A 16400-nucleotide genomic window follows, 5' to 3' on the forward strand; every position below is an offset into this window, starting at 1 on the left:
TTCATGACCTCTCCCGCCCAGCTCGAGTCACTCGAGGGACAGCAGTATCTCGTGCTGCGGCCCACGCGGGCCGTGTCGGACGTGTACCGGGCCGAGCAGAGGTCGGCGCTCGGCCGGATGGATGCTCCGCACCCGCACACCGAGCACGTCACCCTGCGCGCGTTCCATGAGCCCGAGCGCCGCGAAGAGCTGCTTGCGCTGATCCGCGAGTGGGCGGTGGCGCAGCGTCCGATCGAGGTCGTCGCCGAGGCCGTCGACGTCTTCCCCGCACCCTGGCAGGTCGTCATCCTGCGGCTGCGGCGCACCGCATCCATCGTGTCGGCGTACTCCACGCTCAGCGAAGCGCTCGAGGGAACGGACTTCCGCCGTCTCGACGAGCGCAGCACGGACGACTGGACGTTCCACCTGTCGGTGATCTATGCGAAGACGCTCGCGCCCGCGGCGTGGACGGAACTGTCGCACAAGTCGCGGCGCTCGCTCAGCTCGCGCCCCGCCGAGACCATCAGCGAAGTCGAGCTCGTCTGGTACGAAGACGGAGCCGAGCACTCCGAGGTCATCCCCTTCGGACTGCGCTCGTTCAGATGAGCCGCGCTCGGGCGCTCAGCTGAGGCCCGAGTATGCGTGCAGACCCTTGAAGAAGACGTTGACGATCGTGAAGTTGAAGAGCACGGCCGAGAAGCCGACGATCGCCAGCCACGCCGAGGGGTTGCCGCGCCAGCCGCGCGTCGCGCGAGCGTGGATGTATCCGGCGTAGAGAACCCAGATGACGAAGGTCCAGGTCTCCTTGACGTCGAAGCCCCAGAAGCGGCTCCAGGCGTAGTAGGCCCAGATGGAGCCGGCGATCAGCGTGAACGTCCAGAGGATGAAGCCGATGATCGTGAAGCGGTAGGCCATGCTCTCGAGCCGCTCGGACCCGGGGAACGTGCGCAGGAATCCGGGGCCGGTCTTCTCCGCGCCCTCGGAGATGAGGCGCTCGCGACGCGACTGCATCAGCTGGATCACCGAGAGGGCGAAGGCCAGAGCGAAGAACGCGGTGCCGAGCGAGGCCACGAAGACGTGGATCACCAGCCACACGCTCTTCAGCGGGTCCATCAGGGGCGAGACGTCGACGTAGAAGTTCGTGGCGGAGAGACCCAGCAGCACGACGACCAGACCGGTGATGAACGTGCCGAGGAAGCGCAGATCGATGCGCGTCAGCACCACCAGGAACACGGCGACGATCAGCAGCGTTCCCATCATCGCGAATTCGTAGAGGTTGGCCCACGGCACTCGCCCGGCCGCGAGACCACGGGTGAGCGTGGCGGCGAGATGGAAGATGAACGCGAGCACGGTCAGCGAGGTCCCGATGCGGGCCATCACGAAGCGCTGCGGGGCGACCTCGGATCCGGATGCCGCGGCAGCCGTCGCCGCCTTGCCGCCGCGCGAACGGGTTCCGGCTCCGACGAGTTCGAACTCCTGCACGGTCGCCGCGTCCGCGGACAGCTGCGACCGACGGGCGAGGTCGAAGGCATAGGCCACGAAGGCCGCCGCATAGATCGCGATCGCCGTCCACAGCAGGATCGGCGAGATCACTTCGAGATCGAACATGGTGTCAGTCTACTTTCGGGGTGTCGGATGCGGGGCGCGCGGAGTCGCGGTCGGCGGGCGTCTCGGGTGCCGTCGCCGCCTGGTCGGAGCCATCTGCGTCGGAGCCGTCAGCCTCAGGGTCTTCAGCCTCTGAGGCGTCCGTGTCGGTGTCGGGCTCCTCGACCTCGACCGCCGTCGTGACCCCGGCCGCGTCCATCAGACGCGCATGACCTGCCACGAGGTCGTCGACGGCCGTCGCGAGCGTCGGGTCCTCGCCGCGAGCGAGACCGGCGTACTCGAGAGAGACGGTGCCGTCCTGTGCCGTCGCCTTGACCCACACGCGGCGTCGCGGGATGAACAGGGCGAGCATCAGACCGCCGAGAGCGAGAAGCGCGAAGCCGAGCACCCAGGGGCCAGACGCGTCGCGGTGGATCTGCAACGAGGCGAAGCGCTTGACCGACTGCGACGCGTCTGTCGCACCCGCCGGGGACTCGTCTTCGAAGGTCACGGTTCCCATGCCGTTCGGCAGGTCGGCTGTCTGTCCGGGTGCCAGCTCGATCGATTCGAGGTCCGTCGTGCGCCCGGTGACCTTGGTCATACCGGTGGTGTCGAGCACGTAGACCGACCGCGGGATGCCCTCGTTGATGCCCAGGTCGCCGGTGTAGACGTCGAGCGTGAGGGTCGGGTTGGTGAGGTCGCCGAATCCCGAGAAGAACGCGCCGGTGTCGAGCACCCCCGTCGTCGGGTAGAAGAAGCCGACGAGGCCGACCTGCTCGCTGAGGCCGTCGGGGATCTTGATGACGCCCAGCGAGGTCATGTTGTTGTCCTGCGGCAGGAACGGCGTGCTGTTCGTGAACACCACGTCCCCATCGGGGTTGCGCACGGTGATCGTCGGCGCGTAGCCGTTGCCGAGCAGGAAGACGTTGTCGTCGGCGACGCCGAGGGGTTCGTTGACCTTGACCGATCCGGTGCGCTCCTCGCCGTTCTCCTGCACGGTGACGTTGGCCGAGAAGTCGCCGGCCTGGCCCGAGCCCGGCTCGCCGAACGGCTGGTACGTGACGTCGAAGCTGTCGAGACGCATCGAGTAGGGCGCGAGTGCTCCGTCGCTCACGAAGCGGCCGCGGTTCATCGAGTCGTAGTCGAGCAGGGTGTTCGCGAACGTCTCGCCCTCGACCAGGACGCGCTGTCCGGTGTACGCGAACCCTCCCCCGACGCCCACCGTGATCAGGACGCCGACGAGAGCGAGGTGGAAGAGCAGGTTGCCCGATTCACGCCAGTAGCCGCGCTCGGCCGAGACCGACGACGATCGTTTGTCGTCGTACCGCTCGACCCGGTAGCCCAGGGCTTTGAGCTGCTTCTGCGCGATGTCGATCGATGCGGCGGCCTCCGCCGGAGCGTCCGTCGAGGTGCGCTCGACCGCGCGGAAGTCGGCGAGGCGCTTCAGACGTGCAGGGGTGCGCGGGGGGCGTGCCTGCAGGGCCTTCGCATGGTGGCGGATGCGCGGGATCACACAGCCGACGAGCGAGGCGAACAGCAGCAGGTAGATCGCCGAGAACCACGGCGAGAGGTATACGTCGAACATCTTCAGCCCGTCGAGCACGGGGAAGAGATCGGGATTGTCGCGCTCCCACTGCGTGACGCCGTTGGGGTCGGCCATCCGCTGGGGGAAGATCGAGCCGGGGATCGCCGCGATCGCGAGCACGAGGAGCAGGATCAGCGCGGTGCGCATCGAGGTCAGCTGACGCCATCCCCAGCGCAGCCAGCCCACGAATCCGAGGCGGGGCTGGGTGATCGACTCTTCGCCGTCGACGTGGTCGGACGGCCGGAGCGGATCGCTCGACCTCTCGGTTGTACTGCTCACGTCATCCTTCCGATGCGTCTTCTTCTGATCAGATCGGGAGGTCGACACTGCTCATCACCGCCGTCAGTCGGGACATGATGTCCGTCCAGAGCCCCGTGACCATCAGCAGCCCGAGGAGGATGAGCAGCACGCCGCCGATCACGTTCACGACGCGGATGTGCCGGCGCAGGAATCCGATCGCCTTCGTCGCCCATCCGAAGCCGAGCGCGACCAGCAGGAACGGGATGCCGAGGCCGAGCGAGTACGCCAGCCCGAGCAGGCCCGCCCGCACCGGGTCGCCGGCGTTGAACGAGAGGGCGAAGATCGCGGTGAGCGTGGGTCCGAGGCACGGCGCCCATCCGATGCCGAGGGCGATGCCGAGCAGCGGTGCGCCGATCAGGCCGGCCTTCGAGTCGACGTGGAATCGCAGCTCGCGCTGGGCGAACCCGAACAGACCGAGGAACACGAGGCCCATCAGGATGATCACGCCGCCGAGGATGCGAGTGATCAGCTCGCCCCACTGCAGCAGGAAGACGTTGGCGAGCCCGCCGAGCGCGGTGAGGGACACGAACACGAGGCTGAAGCCGAGGATGAAGAGCAGCACGCCCACGACGAGTCGGCCGCGAGCGGGGGCCTCGACCGTCGACACCGCCGAGCCGTCCGTCGGGTTCGGGACGCGGCGGGGGGCGACCGCTCCCCCGAGGAATCCGAGGTAGCCCGGCACCAGGGGCAGCACGCACGGCGACAGGAACGACACGAGGCCCGCGAGCAGCGCGACGGGGATCGCGAGCCAGAGGGCTCCCGATCCGATGATGACTTCGGGGTTCACGCCGCTCCCGGGAGACTCACGAGTCCTCCGCGAGCGCGTCCTTGACGAGCGTCGAGAGGATCGAGGTGCCGTCGATGGGCCCGATGATGCGGGCGGCCACGCGACCCTGCTTGTCGAGCACGAGAGTGGTGGGGGTCGCCTGGATCGGCACCGACGACGCGAAGGCGAGCTTCGCCTCGGCCGTGTCGACGTCGATGAGGCTCGGGTAGGTCACACCGAACTCGGCGGAGAACGCCTTCGCGGTGTCGGCCTGATCGCGCGTGTTGATGCCCAGGAAGGCGACGTCGTCGCCGCCATGCTCCTGCCAGACGCTCTCGAGGTCTTCCGCCTCGAGGCGGCACGGGGCGCATCCGGCGTACCAGAAGTTGACGACCGTGACCTTGCCCGCGAGGTCAGAGCTGGAGAAGTCCTCGCCGTCCTCGGTGAGTCCGCCGAAATCGGTGACGGGTTCGCCGCGTTCGGCGACCGGAATCTCGACGATCGCTCCGTCTGCCGCGACATAGCCCGGGTTGTCACCGCTGAGGAACGAGTCGTTCACGGGATCGGGAGCGCAGGCGCTCAGACCGATGGCGAGCACCGCGGCGAGCGCGGCCCCGACCGCGCGGCGAGATGGCCGGATGCGGGAGGAGCGGCCGCTGCGGATCGGACGAACCGTCGAGGCGAGTGGCACGATTCCCAGTTTACGCGGGGGTTCCTATGCATGGGCCGGATGCCCCGGGGGTGCTCGCCCGCCGTCAGAGACGCGCGAGGACGTCCTCCACGCTGGCCCGGAAGCGCGGGCAGGTGGCGATGTCGTGCGACCGGCATCCCATCGCGTGCTCGGTCATCTCCCGCGAACGGCGCATGTCCTCCATGCGCCGATCGAGATCGTCGAGGTGCCGCTGCAGCACCTCGTGACGCCCCGCGCTGCCGTCGTCGAGGAGCACGGCGATCTGATCGAGGGTCATCCCGGCTGCCTTGCTGCGCTGGATGACGGCGATGCGCACGACGTCGTCCTGGCCGTAGCGGCGCCTCCCTGCGGTGTCCCGCGCGGGGCGCAGCAGGCCGACCGACTCCCAGTGCCTGAGCACGTTCGTGGGCAGCTCGAAGCGTTCGGCGACCTCTCCCACGGACCACGGACTCTCGATGCTTGACTTCATGTTGACATGAAGTCACAGACTGAGGACGAACGCAAGCGAGCACCCCTCGGAAGGACCCCACATGTATGACGCGATCGTGATCGGCGCAGGCCCCGCCGGCCTCCAGGCGGCATTGACCCTCGGGCGGATGCACCGCCCCACGCTGCTTCTGGATTCGGGCGAATACCGCAACGGCACCGTGCTGCACATGCACAACGTCATCGCGAACGACGGAACTCCCCCGGCGGAGTTCCGCGCGACGGCGCGAGCGCAGCTCGCCGAGTACTCCGATATCGATGTCCGCGACGTCGGAGCGCAGACGGTGACCGGCTCAGAGGGCAGCTTCGTCGTACGACTCGCCGACGGCGAGACGGTCGAGACCCGACATGTCATCCTCGCGACCGGCGTCGCCGACGATCTCCCCGACATCCCCGGACTTCAGGACCTCTGGGGCACGAAGGCCTTCAGCTGCCCGTTCTGCGACGGTCACGAGCACGCCGGTCGCTCGATCGGCATCCTCGGGCCCGCTCCTCGCGCCGAGCACCTGATCGGGCTGCTCGGGCGCATCGTCGGCGACATCACGGTGTTCCCTGTCGAGCAGCCGTTCGCGGCCGACGAGACGCGGACTCTCGAAGGGCTGGGCGTTCGGGTCAGCGCGGAACCGGTCGCCGCCGTCGCGCCGGAGGCGGCTGATGTGCGCATCACCACGGCGTCGACCGCGCACACCGTGGCCGGCGTGTTCGTGGCATCCGGTTCACTGCGCCACCGTGCGCCGTTCGCCGATCAGCTCGGCCTGGAACTGCTGCCCTCCGGCTCGATCGAGATCGAGGACTTCGGGCGCACATCGCAGCCCGGGGTCTTCGCGGCGGGCGACCTCGCGCACCGGGCGTCGCTTCCCGGACCCATGGCATCGGTGCTGCTCGCGTCCGCTGCCGGTCAGATGGCGGCGGTCGGCGTCATCCAGTCGCTGATGGCGCACTGACCGCAGCGGAAGGGAGACCGAGGCGAGGGGTCAGACTGCTCCCACGTCCACCGCACCGCCGGTCGCCGCAGGTTCGGCGTAATCGACCTCACGCCACACGTCGCCCACCAGCTCGAACGAGGTGACGCTCGACAGTGCGCAGCGCCGGGTGCGCGGGTCGTGCTGCAGGGGCAGACCCGCCACCCGGAGGTGGGTGATCCAGATCGGCGCCTGATGGGACACCATCACCAGATCGCCGTCGTCGACCGACCGCCACGCCTCGGCCATCATGCCCAGCATCCGCTCGGCGATCGACGCGTAGGGCTCACCCCAGCTGGGCAGCGACGGCTGCCGCAGGTGCCACCACTTGAGCGGGTTCAGAAGCGAGCGGCGCATCTGCGTGCCCTCGAACACGTTGGTCGGCTCGATCAGACGGATGTCGATCTCGGGCGAGAGGCCGAAGCGCTCGGCGAACGGCTCAGCAGACTCCTGCGCCCGCTCGAGCGGAGAGGAGTAGAGCCCCCCGACCGGACGATCGAGCCCGGCGATGTGATCGGCGGCGGCTCGCGCCATCTTCCGTCCCGCCCTGCTCAGGTGATAGTCGGGGAGCCGACCGTAGAGCACGCGCTTGGGGTTGTGCACCTCGCCGTGGCGGACGAGGTGCAGTCGCGATGCCACCACGTCACGCCCTGCTGTAGCGGGAGTCGCCGAAGCCGAGGATGAGATACCCGATATAGGGGAAGACGAAGAGCAGGAAGAAGGAGAAGAGCCCTCCCTTGCCGAACCGCTCGCCGAGTCGGACCGCCACGATGATCCCGAAGACGAAGCCGACGATGGGGATGAGATAGAGCAGTGCGAGCCAGCCGGACATCCCGGCGATCTTCACGAGGAACACCACGTTCACGATCGGGATGACGGCGAGGATGCCGGGGTACCCCGCCTTGGTGAACACCTTCCACAGACCGACCGCGACGAGGACGTAGAAGACGAGCACGATGAGTCCGGTCGTGCCGGAGAAGATCGACGCGTACAGGTCGGAGATGCCGTTGGAGTCCATGGTGACCCTTTCTGTCGTGGCGATCCTACTGACCGATATGCCGCGGGCAGAGGAGGCGACACCCGCCCACGTAGAATGGGCGGGTTCATCATTTCCCAGATCAGGAGGAATCCTCCGTGCTTCGCACCCACTCGGCAGGCTCACTGCGAGCCGAGCATATCGGTCAGACCGTCACCCTCTCGGGTTGGGTCGATCGCCGTCGTGATCACGGAGGCGTCGCGTTCATCGATCTTCGGGATGCGTCCGGCATCGCGCAGGTCGTCATCCGCGATGAGGAGATCGCGCACCCGCTGCGCAACGAGTTCGTCCTCAAGGTCACCGGCGAGGTCTCGCGTCGCCCCGAGGGCAACGCGAACCCCAACCTGCCCACCGGCGAGATCGAGCTCATCGCGACCGACGTCGAGGTGCTGAACGAGTCCGCTCCGTTGCCGTTCCAGGTGTCGACCGCCGTCGCCGACACCGAGACGGTCGGCGAGGAGGCGCGCCTCAAGTACCGCTATCTCGACCTGCGTCGCCCCGCCGCGGCATCCGCTCTGCGTCTGCGCTCGAACGTCTACAAGGCCGTCCGCGATGTGCTGCACGGCGAGGACTTCACCGAGGTCGAGACGCCGACCCTCACGCGCTCGACGCCCGAGGGCGCCCGCGACTTCGTCGTGCCCGCCCGTCTACACCCGGGCAGCTGGTACGCCCTGCCGCAGTCGCCGCAGCTGTTCAAGCAGCTACTCATGGTCGGCGGCGTCGAGAAGTACTACCAGATCGCCCGCTGCTACCGCGACGAGGACTTCCGCGCCGACCGCCAGCCGGAGTTCACGCAGCTCGACATCGAGATGAGCTTCGTCGACCAGGAAGACGTCATCACGCTGATGGAGTCGCTCATCGTCGCGATGTGGAAGACCATCGGCGTCGACGTGCAGACCCCTCTGCCCCGCATGACCTACGCCGAGGCGATGGCCAAGTACGGCTCCGACAAGCCCGACCTGCGCTTCGGACTCGAGCTGGTCGAGGCGACCGAGTACTTCGCCGAGACCCCGTTCCGGGTGTTCCAGGCCGAGTACGTCGGCGCGGTCGTCATGCCCGGCGGTGCGAGCCAGCCCCGCAAGCAGCTCGACGCGTGGCAGGACTGGGCCAAGCAGCGCGGTGCGCGTGGCCTCGCGTACGTCCTCTTCAACGAGGACGGCTCGCTCGGCGGCCCCGCCGCCAAGAACCTGTCCGAGGCGGAGCAGGCGGGCCTCGCCGAGTTCGTCGGCGCATCCGCGGGTGACTGCGTGTTCTTCGCCGCCGGATCGACGAAGGAGAGCCGTGCACTGCTCGGCGCCGCCCGCGTCGAGATCGGACGTCGTCTCGGCTTCCTGAACCCCGACGAGTTCGCGTTCACGTGGGTCGTCGACGCTCCGATGTTCGAGCCGGCAGCGGATGCCGTGGCGTCGGGTGACGTCGCCGTCGGCGCCGGAGCCTGGACGGCCGTGCACCACGCGTTCACGGGGCCGAAGCCGGAGTTCCAGGACACGTTCGACACCGACCCCGGTTCGGCTCTCGCCTATGCATACGACATCGTGTGCAACGGCTCCGAGCTCGGCGGCGGATCGATCCGCATCCACCGCGAAGACGTGCAGAAGCGCGTGTTCGAGGTCATGGGCATCAGCGACGAGGTCGCGCAGGAGCAGTTCGGCTTCCTGCTGGACGCTTTCAAGTTCGGCGCCCCGCCGCACGGTGGAATCGCCCTCGGCATGGACCGCGTGCTGCAGCACCTGTCGAAGACCGAGTCGATCCGCGACGTCATCGCCTTCCCGAAGTCGGGCAACGGGTTCGACCCGCTGACAGCCGCTCCGGCACCGATCACGGCCGAGCAGCGCGCCGAGGCCGGCGTCGACTTCGAGCCCGAGGACGACGAGGCCTGACGCCACATCGCCCGTCGCACCGAGACCCCGTTCCGCTCAGCGGAGCGGGGTCTCTGCGTATGCGCCAGGCCGGATCCCGGACGCATGCACCGCGCATCCCCCGCTCGGCCGAATGCGTCAGGATCGGCCGGACTCGCCGAATCCGGCCGTGACACGCGCAGAATACCGCGCGGACGGCGAGCGGATGCCGGAGCGCGAGCGGATGCCGGAGCGCGAGCGGATGCCGGAGCGCAGGCGGAGGCGGAGGTGCGCCAGGGCGGATGCTCAGTGCAGCTGCGCGAGCGCCGGAACGATGTTCTCGTTCCACACGTCGACGCCGAGCTTGGCGATGAGGGCGACCACCACGACGAGGAACACGACGCGGATGAAGGTCGTGCCGCGCGAGATGGCCATGCGGGATCCGAGGTAGCTGCCTGCGACGTTCGCGACCGCGAGGATGCCGCCGAGCAGCCACAGCACGGCGCCGTGCGGGATGAAGAGCAGCAGGGCGCCGGTGTTCGTGGCCAGGTTGACGATCTTCGCCTTCGCGCTCGCCTGCAGGAAGTCGTAGCCGAGCAGCGCGACGAGCGAGATCACCAGGAACGTGCCGGTGCCCGGTCCGATCAGACCGTCGTAGAAGCCGATCACGAGCCCTGAGAGACCCGCCATGATGTGGTGCTTGTGCCCGCTGAAGCGCAGCCGCGTCGCGGCGCCCATCTGCGGGCGGAAGGCGGTGAAGAGCGCGACGGCGAGCAGCGCGACCACGATGATCGGCTTGAAGGCGGCCGCCGGCAGAACGGTCGCGACGGCAGCTCCCCCGAACGATCCGACCAGGGCGATCGCGGCCATCGGCAGAGCCGTGCGGATATCGGGTTTCGCACGACGGTAGTAGGTGACGCTGCTCGTGGCCGTGCCGAACACGGAGGCGAGCTTGTTGGTCGCGAGAGCCTGGATCGGCGAGATTCCGGGGATCAGCAGCAGGGCGGGGAGCTGCAGCAGACCGCCGCCGCCCACCACCGCATCGATCCACCCGGCAGCGAAGGCCGCGACGACGACGAGGATCAGCGTGCCCCAGGTGAGCTGTTCGAGCCCGAGCACACTGCCGATGTCCATCCGTCCAGGATGTCAGACCACGCGGCACCTCGAACGCCACTGCAGTCCGACCCGTCACACCCTCGACACCTGTCGTTCACCCGAGCCGCGATCATCGGCAACCCTCGGCTCATAGTGTCCTCTCGCAACCCGAATCCGGCTCACAGCGCCGGGCACCGAGAGGACCCTGATGACCAACTTCCACCGCCGCGCACGAATCGGCGCCGGCATCGCCCTGTTCACGACCGCCGCGCTGGGTCTCACCGCCTGCGCCACGGGCTCGGAGGCCCCGGCCGCAGGCAGCGACGCTGTCGACTCCGCATCCGCGACCTCGGTCGAGGACTTCGGTTCCTTCGCCGACCTCGAAGAGGCCGCGAAGGCCGAGGGCCAGCTCAATGTCATCGCGCTTCCGCGTGACTGGGCGAACTACGGCGAGATCCTCGACCTCTTCGCCGAGAAGTACCCCGAGATCACGATCAACGAGGCCTCTCCCGACGTGTCGAGCGCCGAGGAGATCCAGGCTGCGAAGACGAACGAGGGCCTCGACACCGCGCCCGACGTGTTCGACCTGGGTCTGACCGTCGCATTGCAGAACACCGACGTCTTCGCGCCGTACCAGGTGCAGACGTGGGACGAGATCCCCGACGCTCTCAAGGAGCCGACCGGCCTCTTCGTCGGCGACTACGGCGGATACATGTCGATCGGCTACGACTCCTCGAAGTTCGACGCTCCCGAGTCGCTCGACGATCTGAAGGATGCCGCCTACAAGGGCGCCGTCGCCATCAACGGAGACCCGACGCAGGCCGGCGCGGCCTTCGCCGCCGTGGGCCTCGCGACCGTGCAGTCCGACGGCACCCTCGACGACTTCCAGCCCGGCATCGACTTCTTCTCCGACCTCCAGAAGGCCGGCAACCTGCTCAAGGTCGATGTGACCACCGCCACCGTGGCCAGCGGCGAGACCCCTGTCGTCTTCGACTGGGACTACCTGAACGCGGCGCACGCCACCGACAACAAGGACTGGAAGGTCGTCGTCCTCGACGGCACGGGCTACGCGGGCTACTACAACCAGGCGATCAACAAGGATGCTCCGAACCCGGCCGCCGCACGCCTGTGGCAGGAGTTCCTCTACAGCGACGAGGTGCAGAACCTGTGGCTCAAGGGCGGCGCACGCCCGGCCCGCATGGAGGCCATGACCGAGGCCGGCACCATCGACGCCGACCTGGCTGCTGCTCTTCCCGAGGTCCCCAGCGAGACGGTCGTCCCGACCGAGGAGCAGTCGACGAACGCCGGCACGCTGCTCGGCGAGAAGTGGGCCGCGGCGGTCCAGTGACGACTGCCACCGCAGCGGGGGCGGATGCCACGGCATCCGCCCCCGTCTCCCCCGCAGCGCACAGCGCTGGGCCTGCGACCTCGTCGCGGGCCCAGCGCTCCGCGCCGTCCGTCGCCTGGCTCGGTCTCGTGCCGTTCGCCGCTTACGTCGTGCTCTTCCTCGCCGTTCCCACCCTCCTCGCGATCGGCTCCGGCTTCTTCACGAAGGACGGGTCGTTCACCTGGTCGAACCTGTCGGCCCTGGCAGACCCCGTCGTCCTCACCACGTTCGCCAACTCCGCCGGCCTGTCGCTGCTGACCGCCGTCGTCGGCGCGATCGCGGGTGCTCTGGTCTGCTATGCCCTGCTCGGCATGAACCCGGACGGCGCCGTGCGCTCGACCGTGGATGCTGCGGCCGGCGTCCTCGCCCAGTTCGGCGGCGTGATGCTCGCCTTCGCCTTCATCGCCACGATCGGCATCCAGGGGGTCGTCACCCTCTTCCTCAAGAACGACCTCGGCATCGACATCTTCGCGAACGGCACGTGGCTTTACGAGCTTCCCGGGCTGATCCTCCCGTACATCTACTTCCAGATCCCGCTCATGGTGATCACCTTCATGCCCGCCCTCGCAGCCCTCAAGCCGCAGTGGGCCGAGGCGAACCTCACGCTCGGCGGCACGCGCGCGAGCTTCTGGCTGCGCATCGGCGTCCCCGTGCTCGCACCCTCGTTCCTCGCGAGCCTCCTGCTGCTCTTCGCGAACGCCTTCTCGTCGTACGCCACCGCCGCCGCCCTCGCCAGTCAGGGTTCGCAGATCGTGCCGCTGCAGATCCGCGCCGCCCTCACGAGCGAGACCCTTCTCGGCCGTGAGAATCTCGCCGGCGCGCTCGCGCTCGGCATGATCGTCATCGTGGGAGTGGTGATGGCCCTGTACTCGCTCATCCAGCGTCGGGCAGCGAGGTGGCAGTCATGAACCGCCTCGGCCCGTCACTCGCGACCCGCTGGATCATCGGCGTGGTCGTCGGCGCATTCTTCGCGATCCCGCTCGTCTCGACCCTGCTCTACACGCTGCGCCAGACCGACGGCAGTCTCGGCCTCGAGCGGTGGGCCGCGCTCTTCGATCCCGCGAAGTCGGCGGCGATCAGGCCGATCTGGATGGGCCTGGGCAACTCCCTGGTCCTCGCGGTCGTGACCGTCGCGATCGTGCTCCTGCTGCTCGCACCGACCATGATCCTGGTGAACCTGCGCTTCGCGAAGCTCACACCCGTCTTCGAGTTCGCCGTGCTGCTGCCGATCTCGATCCCCGCGATCGTGCTGGTCGTGGGTCTCGCACCGATCTACCTGCAGATCGGACGCACCCTCGGCACCGGCACGTGGGCGCTGGCCTTCGCCTACGGCATCACCGTGCTGCCGTTCGCGTACCGCTCGATCCAGGCCTCCATCGACGCCGCCGACCTGCGCACGCTCGCCGAAGCCGCCCGATCCCTCGGCGCCGGCTGGCCTACCGTCGTGCTGAAGGTGCTCGCTCCCAACCTGCGTCAGGGACTCCTCGCGGCGTCTCTCATCTCGATCGCCGTCGTGCTCGGCGAGTTCACGATCGCCTCGCTCCTCAACCGCCAGGTGTTCCAGACGGCCATGGTCGTCGTGCAGAAGCAGGATCCGTACGCTCCGGCGATCTTCACCCTGCTGGCGCTGCTGTTCGTCTTCCTGCTTCTGCTTCTCATCGGCCGCGTCGCCCGCGGCACCGGAAAGGCCCGCTCATGACCCTCCCCCAGACCGCCGACAACATGCTGCTCGCCGAAGCCGGAGAGGGCACGCGCGTGCAACTGCAGGGCATCGTGAAGAGCTACTCGGGCAACACGGTGCTGCACGGCGTCGATCTCGACATCGCCCCCGGTGAGTTCGTCTCGCTGCTCGGCCCCTCCGGCTGCGGCAAGACGACGCTGCTTCGCGTGCTCGCGGGACTCGAGGGGCTCGACAGCGGTGCGGTGCTGCTCGGCGGCAACGATGTCTCGCGGGTGCCCACGAACAAGCGGGACATCGGCATGGTGTTCCAGTCGTACTCCCTGTTCCCGCACCTGCGGGTCGCGGAGAACACGGCGTTCGGGCTGCGTCGCCGCGGCGTCGGCAAGGCCGAGGCGGCAACGCGCGCCCTCGATGCCCTCGCGCTCGTGGGGCTCTCGGACTTCGCCGATCGCTACCCGCATCAGCTCTCCGGAGGTCAGCAGCAGCGCGTCGCGCTCGCCCGCGCTCTGGTCACCGAGCCGAAGGTCCTGCTTCTCGACGAGCCGCTCTCTGCCCTCGATGCGAAGGTGCGGGTGCAGCTGCGCGATGAGATCCGGCGCATCCAGCTGCGGCTCGGCATCACCACAGTGTTCGTCACGCACGACCAGGAGGAGGCCCTCGCGGTCTCCGACCGGATCGCCGTGATGAACGCCGGCACCATCGAGCAGATCGGAACCCCGGAGCAGCTCTACACGACGCCGTCCACGGCGGGCGTCGCCGCCTTCGTCGGGCTCTCGAGCGTCGTCTCGGGTGTCGCCGAGGGTGATCACGTGGTCGTGTGGGGTCAGAAGCTTCCCCTGCAGTCGCCGGCCGACGGGCCCGTCGACGTGTATCTGCGCCCGGAGAACGTGCACTTCGCATCCGAGGCCGATGCCGCGACCGATGCGCTGGTGCAGGAGAGCACGTTCCTCGGCAGCATGCGCCGCACGCTCGTGCGCACCGAATCAGGCGAGCTGGTGCGCCTCCAGCACGCTCCGGGCATCCACCCGGCCTTCGGCGATCGCGTGCGGATCGCCGTCGCTCCCGAGCCCGTCGCCGTGCATCCGCGCGGCTGACCGAGCCCTATCGCTGGCGCAGTACTCCGAGATACCGTGACACTCGAGGGCCTCGTTCCCTCCTCACCGTCGAGAAAGGACACCTCATGGCAGGCACGTTCGAGCTGTACACCGACAAGTCCGGCGAGTACCGGTTCCGCCTCAAGTCCGGCAACGGCGAGGTGATCGCGATCAGCGAGGGCTACTCGTCGAAATCGTCCGCGCTGAACGGCATCGACTCGGTGCGCCGCAATGCCGCGGATGCCGAGGTCGTGGAGGCCTGACCTCGCACAGCACTCTCCGCACACGAGACCCCCTCGCGCTGACTCAGCGGGAGGGGGTCTCGTCGTGACAGGTGAGACGCGAACTCAGAGGACGCGAGCCAGGAAGTCCTGCGTACGCGGATGCTGCGGGTTCGCGAGCACCTCGCGCGGGTCGCCCTCTTCGACGATGTAGCCGCCGTCCATGAAGATCAGACGTGATCCGACCTCGCGGGCGAAGCCCATCTCGTGCGTGACGACGAGCATCGTCATGCCCTCGTCCGCGAGCGAGCGCATGACCTGCAGCACCTCGCCGACGAGCTCGGGGTCGAGCGCCGACGTCGGCTCGTCGAACAGCATCATGTCCGGGTTCATGCACAGCGCCCGCGCGATCGCGACACGCTGCTGCTGACCGCCCGACAGGTGTCCGGGAAAGGCGTCCGCCTTCTCGGCGAGCCCGACGCGTCCGAGCATCTCCTTCGCGACCCGCTCAGCCTCAGCCTTGGACCGCTTCTTCACGCGCTGCTGCGCGATCATGAGGTTGCCCATCACGTCGAGGTGGGGGAAGAGGTTGAAGCTCTGGAACACCATGCCGATGCGGGTGCGCACCCGGTCGATGTCGACATCGGGATCAGTGATGTCGATCCCCTCGATGAGCACCTTGCCGCCGGTCGGCTCCTCGAGCAGGTTCACCGAGCGCAGCAGCGTCGACTTGCCCGAGCCCGACGGGCCGATGATGCAGACGACCTCTCCGGCGGTGACGGTGAGGTCGATGCCCTTGAGCACCTCGTTGTCGCCGAAGCTCTTCACGAGCCCCTGCAGGTCGATCGCGGGGGCGTGGACGTCAATCAGATCGGTGATCATCGCTGCCTCGACATCCTTCGTTCCAGGTACGCGCTGAAGCGCGTGAGGGGGATCGTCACGATCAGGTAGAGGGCCGCCGCCATGATGAGCGGCGTTCCGTTCGCGTTCTGCGTGCTCGCGTCACGGGCGAAGTTCGTCAGCTCCTTCGACCAGATGAAGGAACCTGCCACGAAGAGCAGCGACGTGTCCTTCAGCAGCAGGACGAACTCGTTGGTCAGCGGCGGGATGATGATGCGGAACCCCTGCGGGACCACGATCCAGAACGTCGTCTTCATGGGCGACATGCCGAGCGAACGTGCCGCCTCGGTCTGCCCCTTGGGAACGGCCTGGATGCCGGCGCGGATCGTCTCGGCCATGTACGCCGATGCGACCAGGATGAGACCGATCAGGCCGAGCACGACCGGTCCGCCGAGCTTCGTGCCCGGCACGCCGAGTCCGATCGGCAGGATGAACGCGATGGCGAAGATCGTGAGGATCGCGGGAAGCCCGCGGAAGAGCTCGATCCACGCCGTCGCGATCCATCGGAAGGGTCCGATGGACGACAGCTTCAGCAGTGCGAGCACGACGCCGAGCAGCAGACCGCCGGCGAACGCGACGGCCGTGAACCACAGAGTGTTCACGAGCGCCGTGGTGATGATGCCCGGAAGCATCTTCGCCGCGACCTCCGGGTTGAAATACAGCTGCGCGATGCGGGCCCAGTCGGTGCTGACGATCAGCCAGACGGCGACCGCGATCAGCACCGCATAGACGGTGTACCGATACAGCTTGCTCTTCGTGGTGCGCCTCAACGCCATTGTCAAGGTCTCCCTGTCC

At 68.1% G+C, this 16400-nt stretch carries 18 protein-coding genes; 8 read left to right on the forward strand and 10 right to left on the reverse strand.

Features of this window, described 5'->3' with window-relative positions; all coding sequences use genetic code 11:
• Positions 1-3: 3 nt before the first annotated feature.
• A complete protein-coding gene (locus tag ACZZZF_RS07705) occupies positions 4-585 on the forward strand; it encodes a 2'-5' RNA ligase family protein (protein WP_083569431.1) in 582 nt (193 codons plus the stop codon).
• A 15-nt stretch (positions 586-600) separates the two neighbouring features.
• Here ACZZZF_RS07705 and ccsB read toward each other — a convergent pair whose 3' ends face one another.
• From ccsB to ACZZZF_RS07730, 5 genes are all read right to left on the reverse strand, one after another.
• Positions 601-1587, reverse strand: a complete 987-nt coding sequence (ccsB, locus tag ACZZZF_RS07710; protein WP_053098871.1) for a c-type cytochrome biogenesis protein CcsB — start codon at positions 1585-1587, stop codon at positions 601-603.
• A 4-nt stretch (positions 1588-1591) separates the two neighbouring features.
• Complete coding sequence (gene resB, locus ACZZZF_RS07715) at positions 1592-3427, reverse strand: cytochrome c biogenesis protein ResB (RefSeq protein ID WP_463497838.1); 1836 nt, start codon at positions 3425-3427, stop codon at positions 1592-1594.
• Between the two features lie 28 nt (positions 3428-3455).
• The gene (locus ACZZZF_RS07720) at positions 3456-4235 is read right to left on the reverse strand and encodes a cytochrome c biogenesis CcdA family protein (protein WP_053098870.1); all 780 of its coding nucleotides are present in this window, start codon (positions 4233-4235) and stop codon (positions 3456-3458) included.
• A 16-nt stretch (positions 4236-4251) separates the two neighbouring features.
• On the reverse strand, positions 4252-4905 hold the full coding sequence (locus tag ACZZZF_RS07725; RefSeq protein WP_082297998.1) for a TlpA family protein disulfide reductase: 654 nt from the start codon (positions 4903-4905) through the stop codon (positions 4252-4254).
• Between the two features lie 64 nt (positions 4906-4969).
• Positions 4970-5374: a MerR family transcriptional regulator gene (locus ACZZZF_RS07730; protein ID WP_053098869.1), complete on the reverse strand. Its 405-nt coding sequence runs from the start codon at positions 5372-5374 to the stop codon at positions 4970-4972.
• A gap of 61 nt (positions 5375-5435) precedes the next feature.
• Between ACZZZF_RS07730 and ACZZZF_RS07735 the strand changes: the two genes are divergently transcribed.
• Positions 5436-6335: an NAD(P)/FAD-dependent oxidoreductase gene (locus ACZZZF_RS07735; protein WP_463497840.1), complete on the forward strand. Its 900-nt coding sequence runs from the start codon at positions 5436-5438 to the stop codon at positions 6333-6335.
• A gap of 30 nt (positions 6336-6365) precedes the next feature.
• On the opposite strand, the gene ACZZZF_RS07740 is transcribed toward ACZZZF_RS07735, so the two are convergent.
• A complete protein-coding gene (locus ACZZZF_RS07740; RefSeq protein ID WP_394195283.1) occupies positions 6366-6995 on the reverse strand; it encodes a histidine phosphatase family protein in 630 nt (209 codons plus the stop codon).
• A 1-nt stretch (position 6996) separates the two neighbouring features.
• On the reverse strand, positions 6997-7371 hold the full coding sequence (locus ACZZZF_RS07745; protein WP_053098866.1) for a DUF5684 domain-containing protein: 375 nt from the start codon (positions 7369-7371) through the stop codon (positions 6997-6999).
• 116 nt (positions 7372-7487) lie between these two features.
• Here ACZZZF_RS07745 and aspS point away from each other — a divergent pair, with 116 nt between their 5' ends.
• A complete protein-coding gene (gene aspS, locus ACZZZF_RS07750; protein ID WP_053098865.1) occupies positions 7488-9269 on the forward strand; it encodes an aspartate--tRNA ligase in 1782 nt (593 codons plus the stop codon).
• Between the two features lie 264 nt (positions 9270-9533).
• Here the strand turns inward: aspS and ACZZZF_RS07755 are convergent, their stop codons facing one another.
• Positions 9534-10361, reverse strand: a complete 828-nt coding sequence (locus ACZZZF_RS07755) for a sulfite exporter TauE/SafE family protein (protein ID WP_056277117.1) — start codon at positions 10359-10361, stop codon at positions 9534-9536.
• A gap of 169 nt (positions 10362-10530) precedes the next feature.
• Between ACZZZF_RS07755 and ACZZZF_RS07760 the strand changes: the two genes are divergently transcribed.
• The 5 genes from ACZZZF_RS07760 to ACZZZF_RS07780 all read left to right on the forward strand — a co-directional run bounded on the left by ACZZZF_RS07760 (position 10531) and on the right by ACZZZF_RS07780 (position 14747).
• Positions 10531-11670 carry an ABC transporter substrate-binding protein gene (locus ACZZZF_RS07760; protein WP_463497842.1) on the forward strand — a complete coding sequence of 380 codons (1140 nt, stop codon included), beginning with the start codon at positions 10531-10533 and terminating at the stop codon, positions 11668-11670.
• Positions 11667-12617: an ABC transporter permease gene (locus ACZZZF_RS07765; RefSeq protein WP_285365078.1), complete on the forward strand. Its 951-nt coding sequence runs from the start codon at positions 11667-11669 to the stop codon at positions 12615-12617. Before ACZZZF_RS07760 ends, ACZZZF_RS07765 begins: the two co-directional genes overlap by 4 nt.
• Entirely contained in the window at positions 12614-13408 is a 795-nt protein-coding gene (locus ACZZZF_RS07770; protein WP_463497844.1) for an ABC transporter permease, read from the forward strand. Before ACZZZF_RS07765 ends, ACZZZF_RS07770 begins: the two co-directional genes overlap by 4 nt.
• Positions 13405-14484, forward strand: coding sequence for an ABC transporter ATP-binding protein (locus ACZZZF_RS07775; protein ID WP_056277111.1), 1080 nt, complete (start codon positions 13405-13407; stop codon positions 14482-14484). The genes ACZZZF_RS07770 and ACZZZF_RS07775 overlap by 4 nt, the downstream gene beginning before the upstream one ends.
• Before the next feature lie 86 nt (positions 14485-14570).
• A complete protein-coding gene (locus ACZZZF_RS07780) occupies positions 14571-14747 on the forward strand; it encodes a YegP family protein (RefSeq protein WP_072590798.1) in 177 nt (58 codons plus the stop codon).
• Between the two features lie 84 nt (positions 14748-14831).
• On the opposite strand, the gene ACZZZF_RS07785 is transcribed toward ACZZZF_RS07780, so the two are convergent.
• Complete coding sequence (locus ACZZZF_RS07785; RefSeq protein WP_053098859.1) at positions 14832-15587, reverse strand: amino acid ABC transporter ATP-binding protein; 756 nt, start codon at positions 15585-15587, stop codon at positions 14832-14834.
• Positions 15584-16381 (reverse strand): amino acid ABC transporter permease, encoded by a 798-nt coding sequence (locus ACZZZF_RS07790; RefSeq protein WP_053098858.1) that lies wholly within the window; start codon positions 16379-16381, stop codon positions 15584-15586. Before ACZZZF_RS07790 ends, ACZZZF_RS07785 begins: the two co-directional genes overlap by 4 nt.
• Between the last annotated feature and the right edge of the window lie 19 nt (positions 16382-16400).

Source organism: Microbacterium sp. AC215 (assembly GCF_979258645.1).

Coding starts and splice junctions, on each gene's coding strand:
- ACZZZF_RS07705 (WP_083569431.1), top strand. CDS start 4: ATGACCTCTCCCGCCCAGCTCGAGTCACTCGAGGGACAGCAGTATCTC.
- ccsB (WP_053098871.1), bottom strand. CDS start 1,587: ATGTTCGATCTCGAAGTGATCTCGCCGATCCTGCTGTGGACGGCGATC.
- ACZZZF_RS07730 (WP_053098869.1), bottom strand. CDS start 5,374: ATGAAGTCAAGCATCGAGAGTCCGTGGTCCGTGGGAGAGGTCGCCGAA.
- ACZZZF_RS07735 (WP_463497840.1), top strand. CDS start 5,436: ATGTATGACGCGATCGTGATCGGCGCAGGCCCCGCCGGCCTCCAGGCG.
- ACZZZF_RS07745 (WP_053098866.1), bottom strand. CDS start 7,371: ATGGACTCCAACGGCATCTCCGACCTGTACGCGTCGATCTTCTCCGGC.
- ACZZZF_RS07755 (WP_056277117.1), bottom strand. CDS start 10,361: ATGGACATCGGCAGTGTGCTCGGGCTCGAACAGCTCACCTGGGGCACG.
- ACZZZF_RS07760 (WP_463497842.1), top strand. CDS start 10,531: ATGACCAACTTCCACCGCCGCGCACGAATCGGCGCCGGCATCGCCCTG.
- ACZZZF_RS07770 (WP_463497844.1), top strand. CDS start 12,614: ATGAACCGCCTCGGCCCGTCACTCGCGACCCGCTGGATCATCGGCGTG.
- ACZZZF_RS07775 (WP_056277111.1), top strand. CDS start 13,405: ATGACCCTCCCCCAGACCGCCGACAACATGCTGCTCGCCGAAGCCGGA.
- ACZZZF_RS07780 (WP_072590798.1), top strand. CDS start 14,571: ATGGCAGGCACGTTCGAGCTGTACACCGACAAGTCCGGCGAGTACCGG.
- ACZZZF_RS07785 (WP_053098859.1), bottom strand. CDS start 15,587: ATGATCACCGATCTGATTGACGTCCACGCCCCCGCGATCGACCTGCAG.
- ACZZZF_RS07790 (WP_053098858.1), bottom strand. CDS start 16,381: ATGGCGTTGAGGCGCACCACGAAGAGCAAGCTGTATCGGTACACCGTC.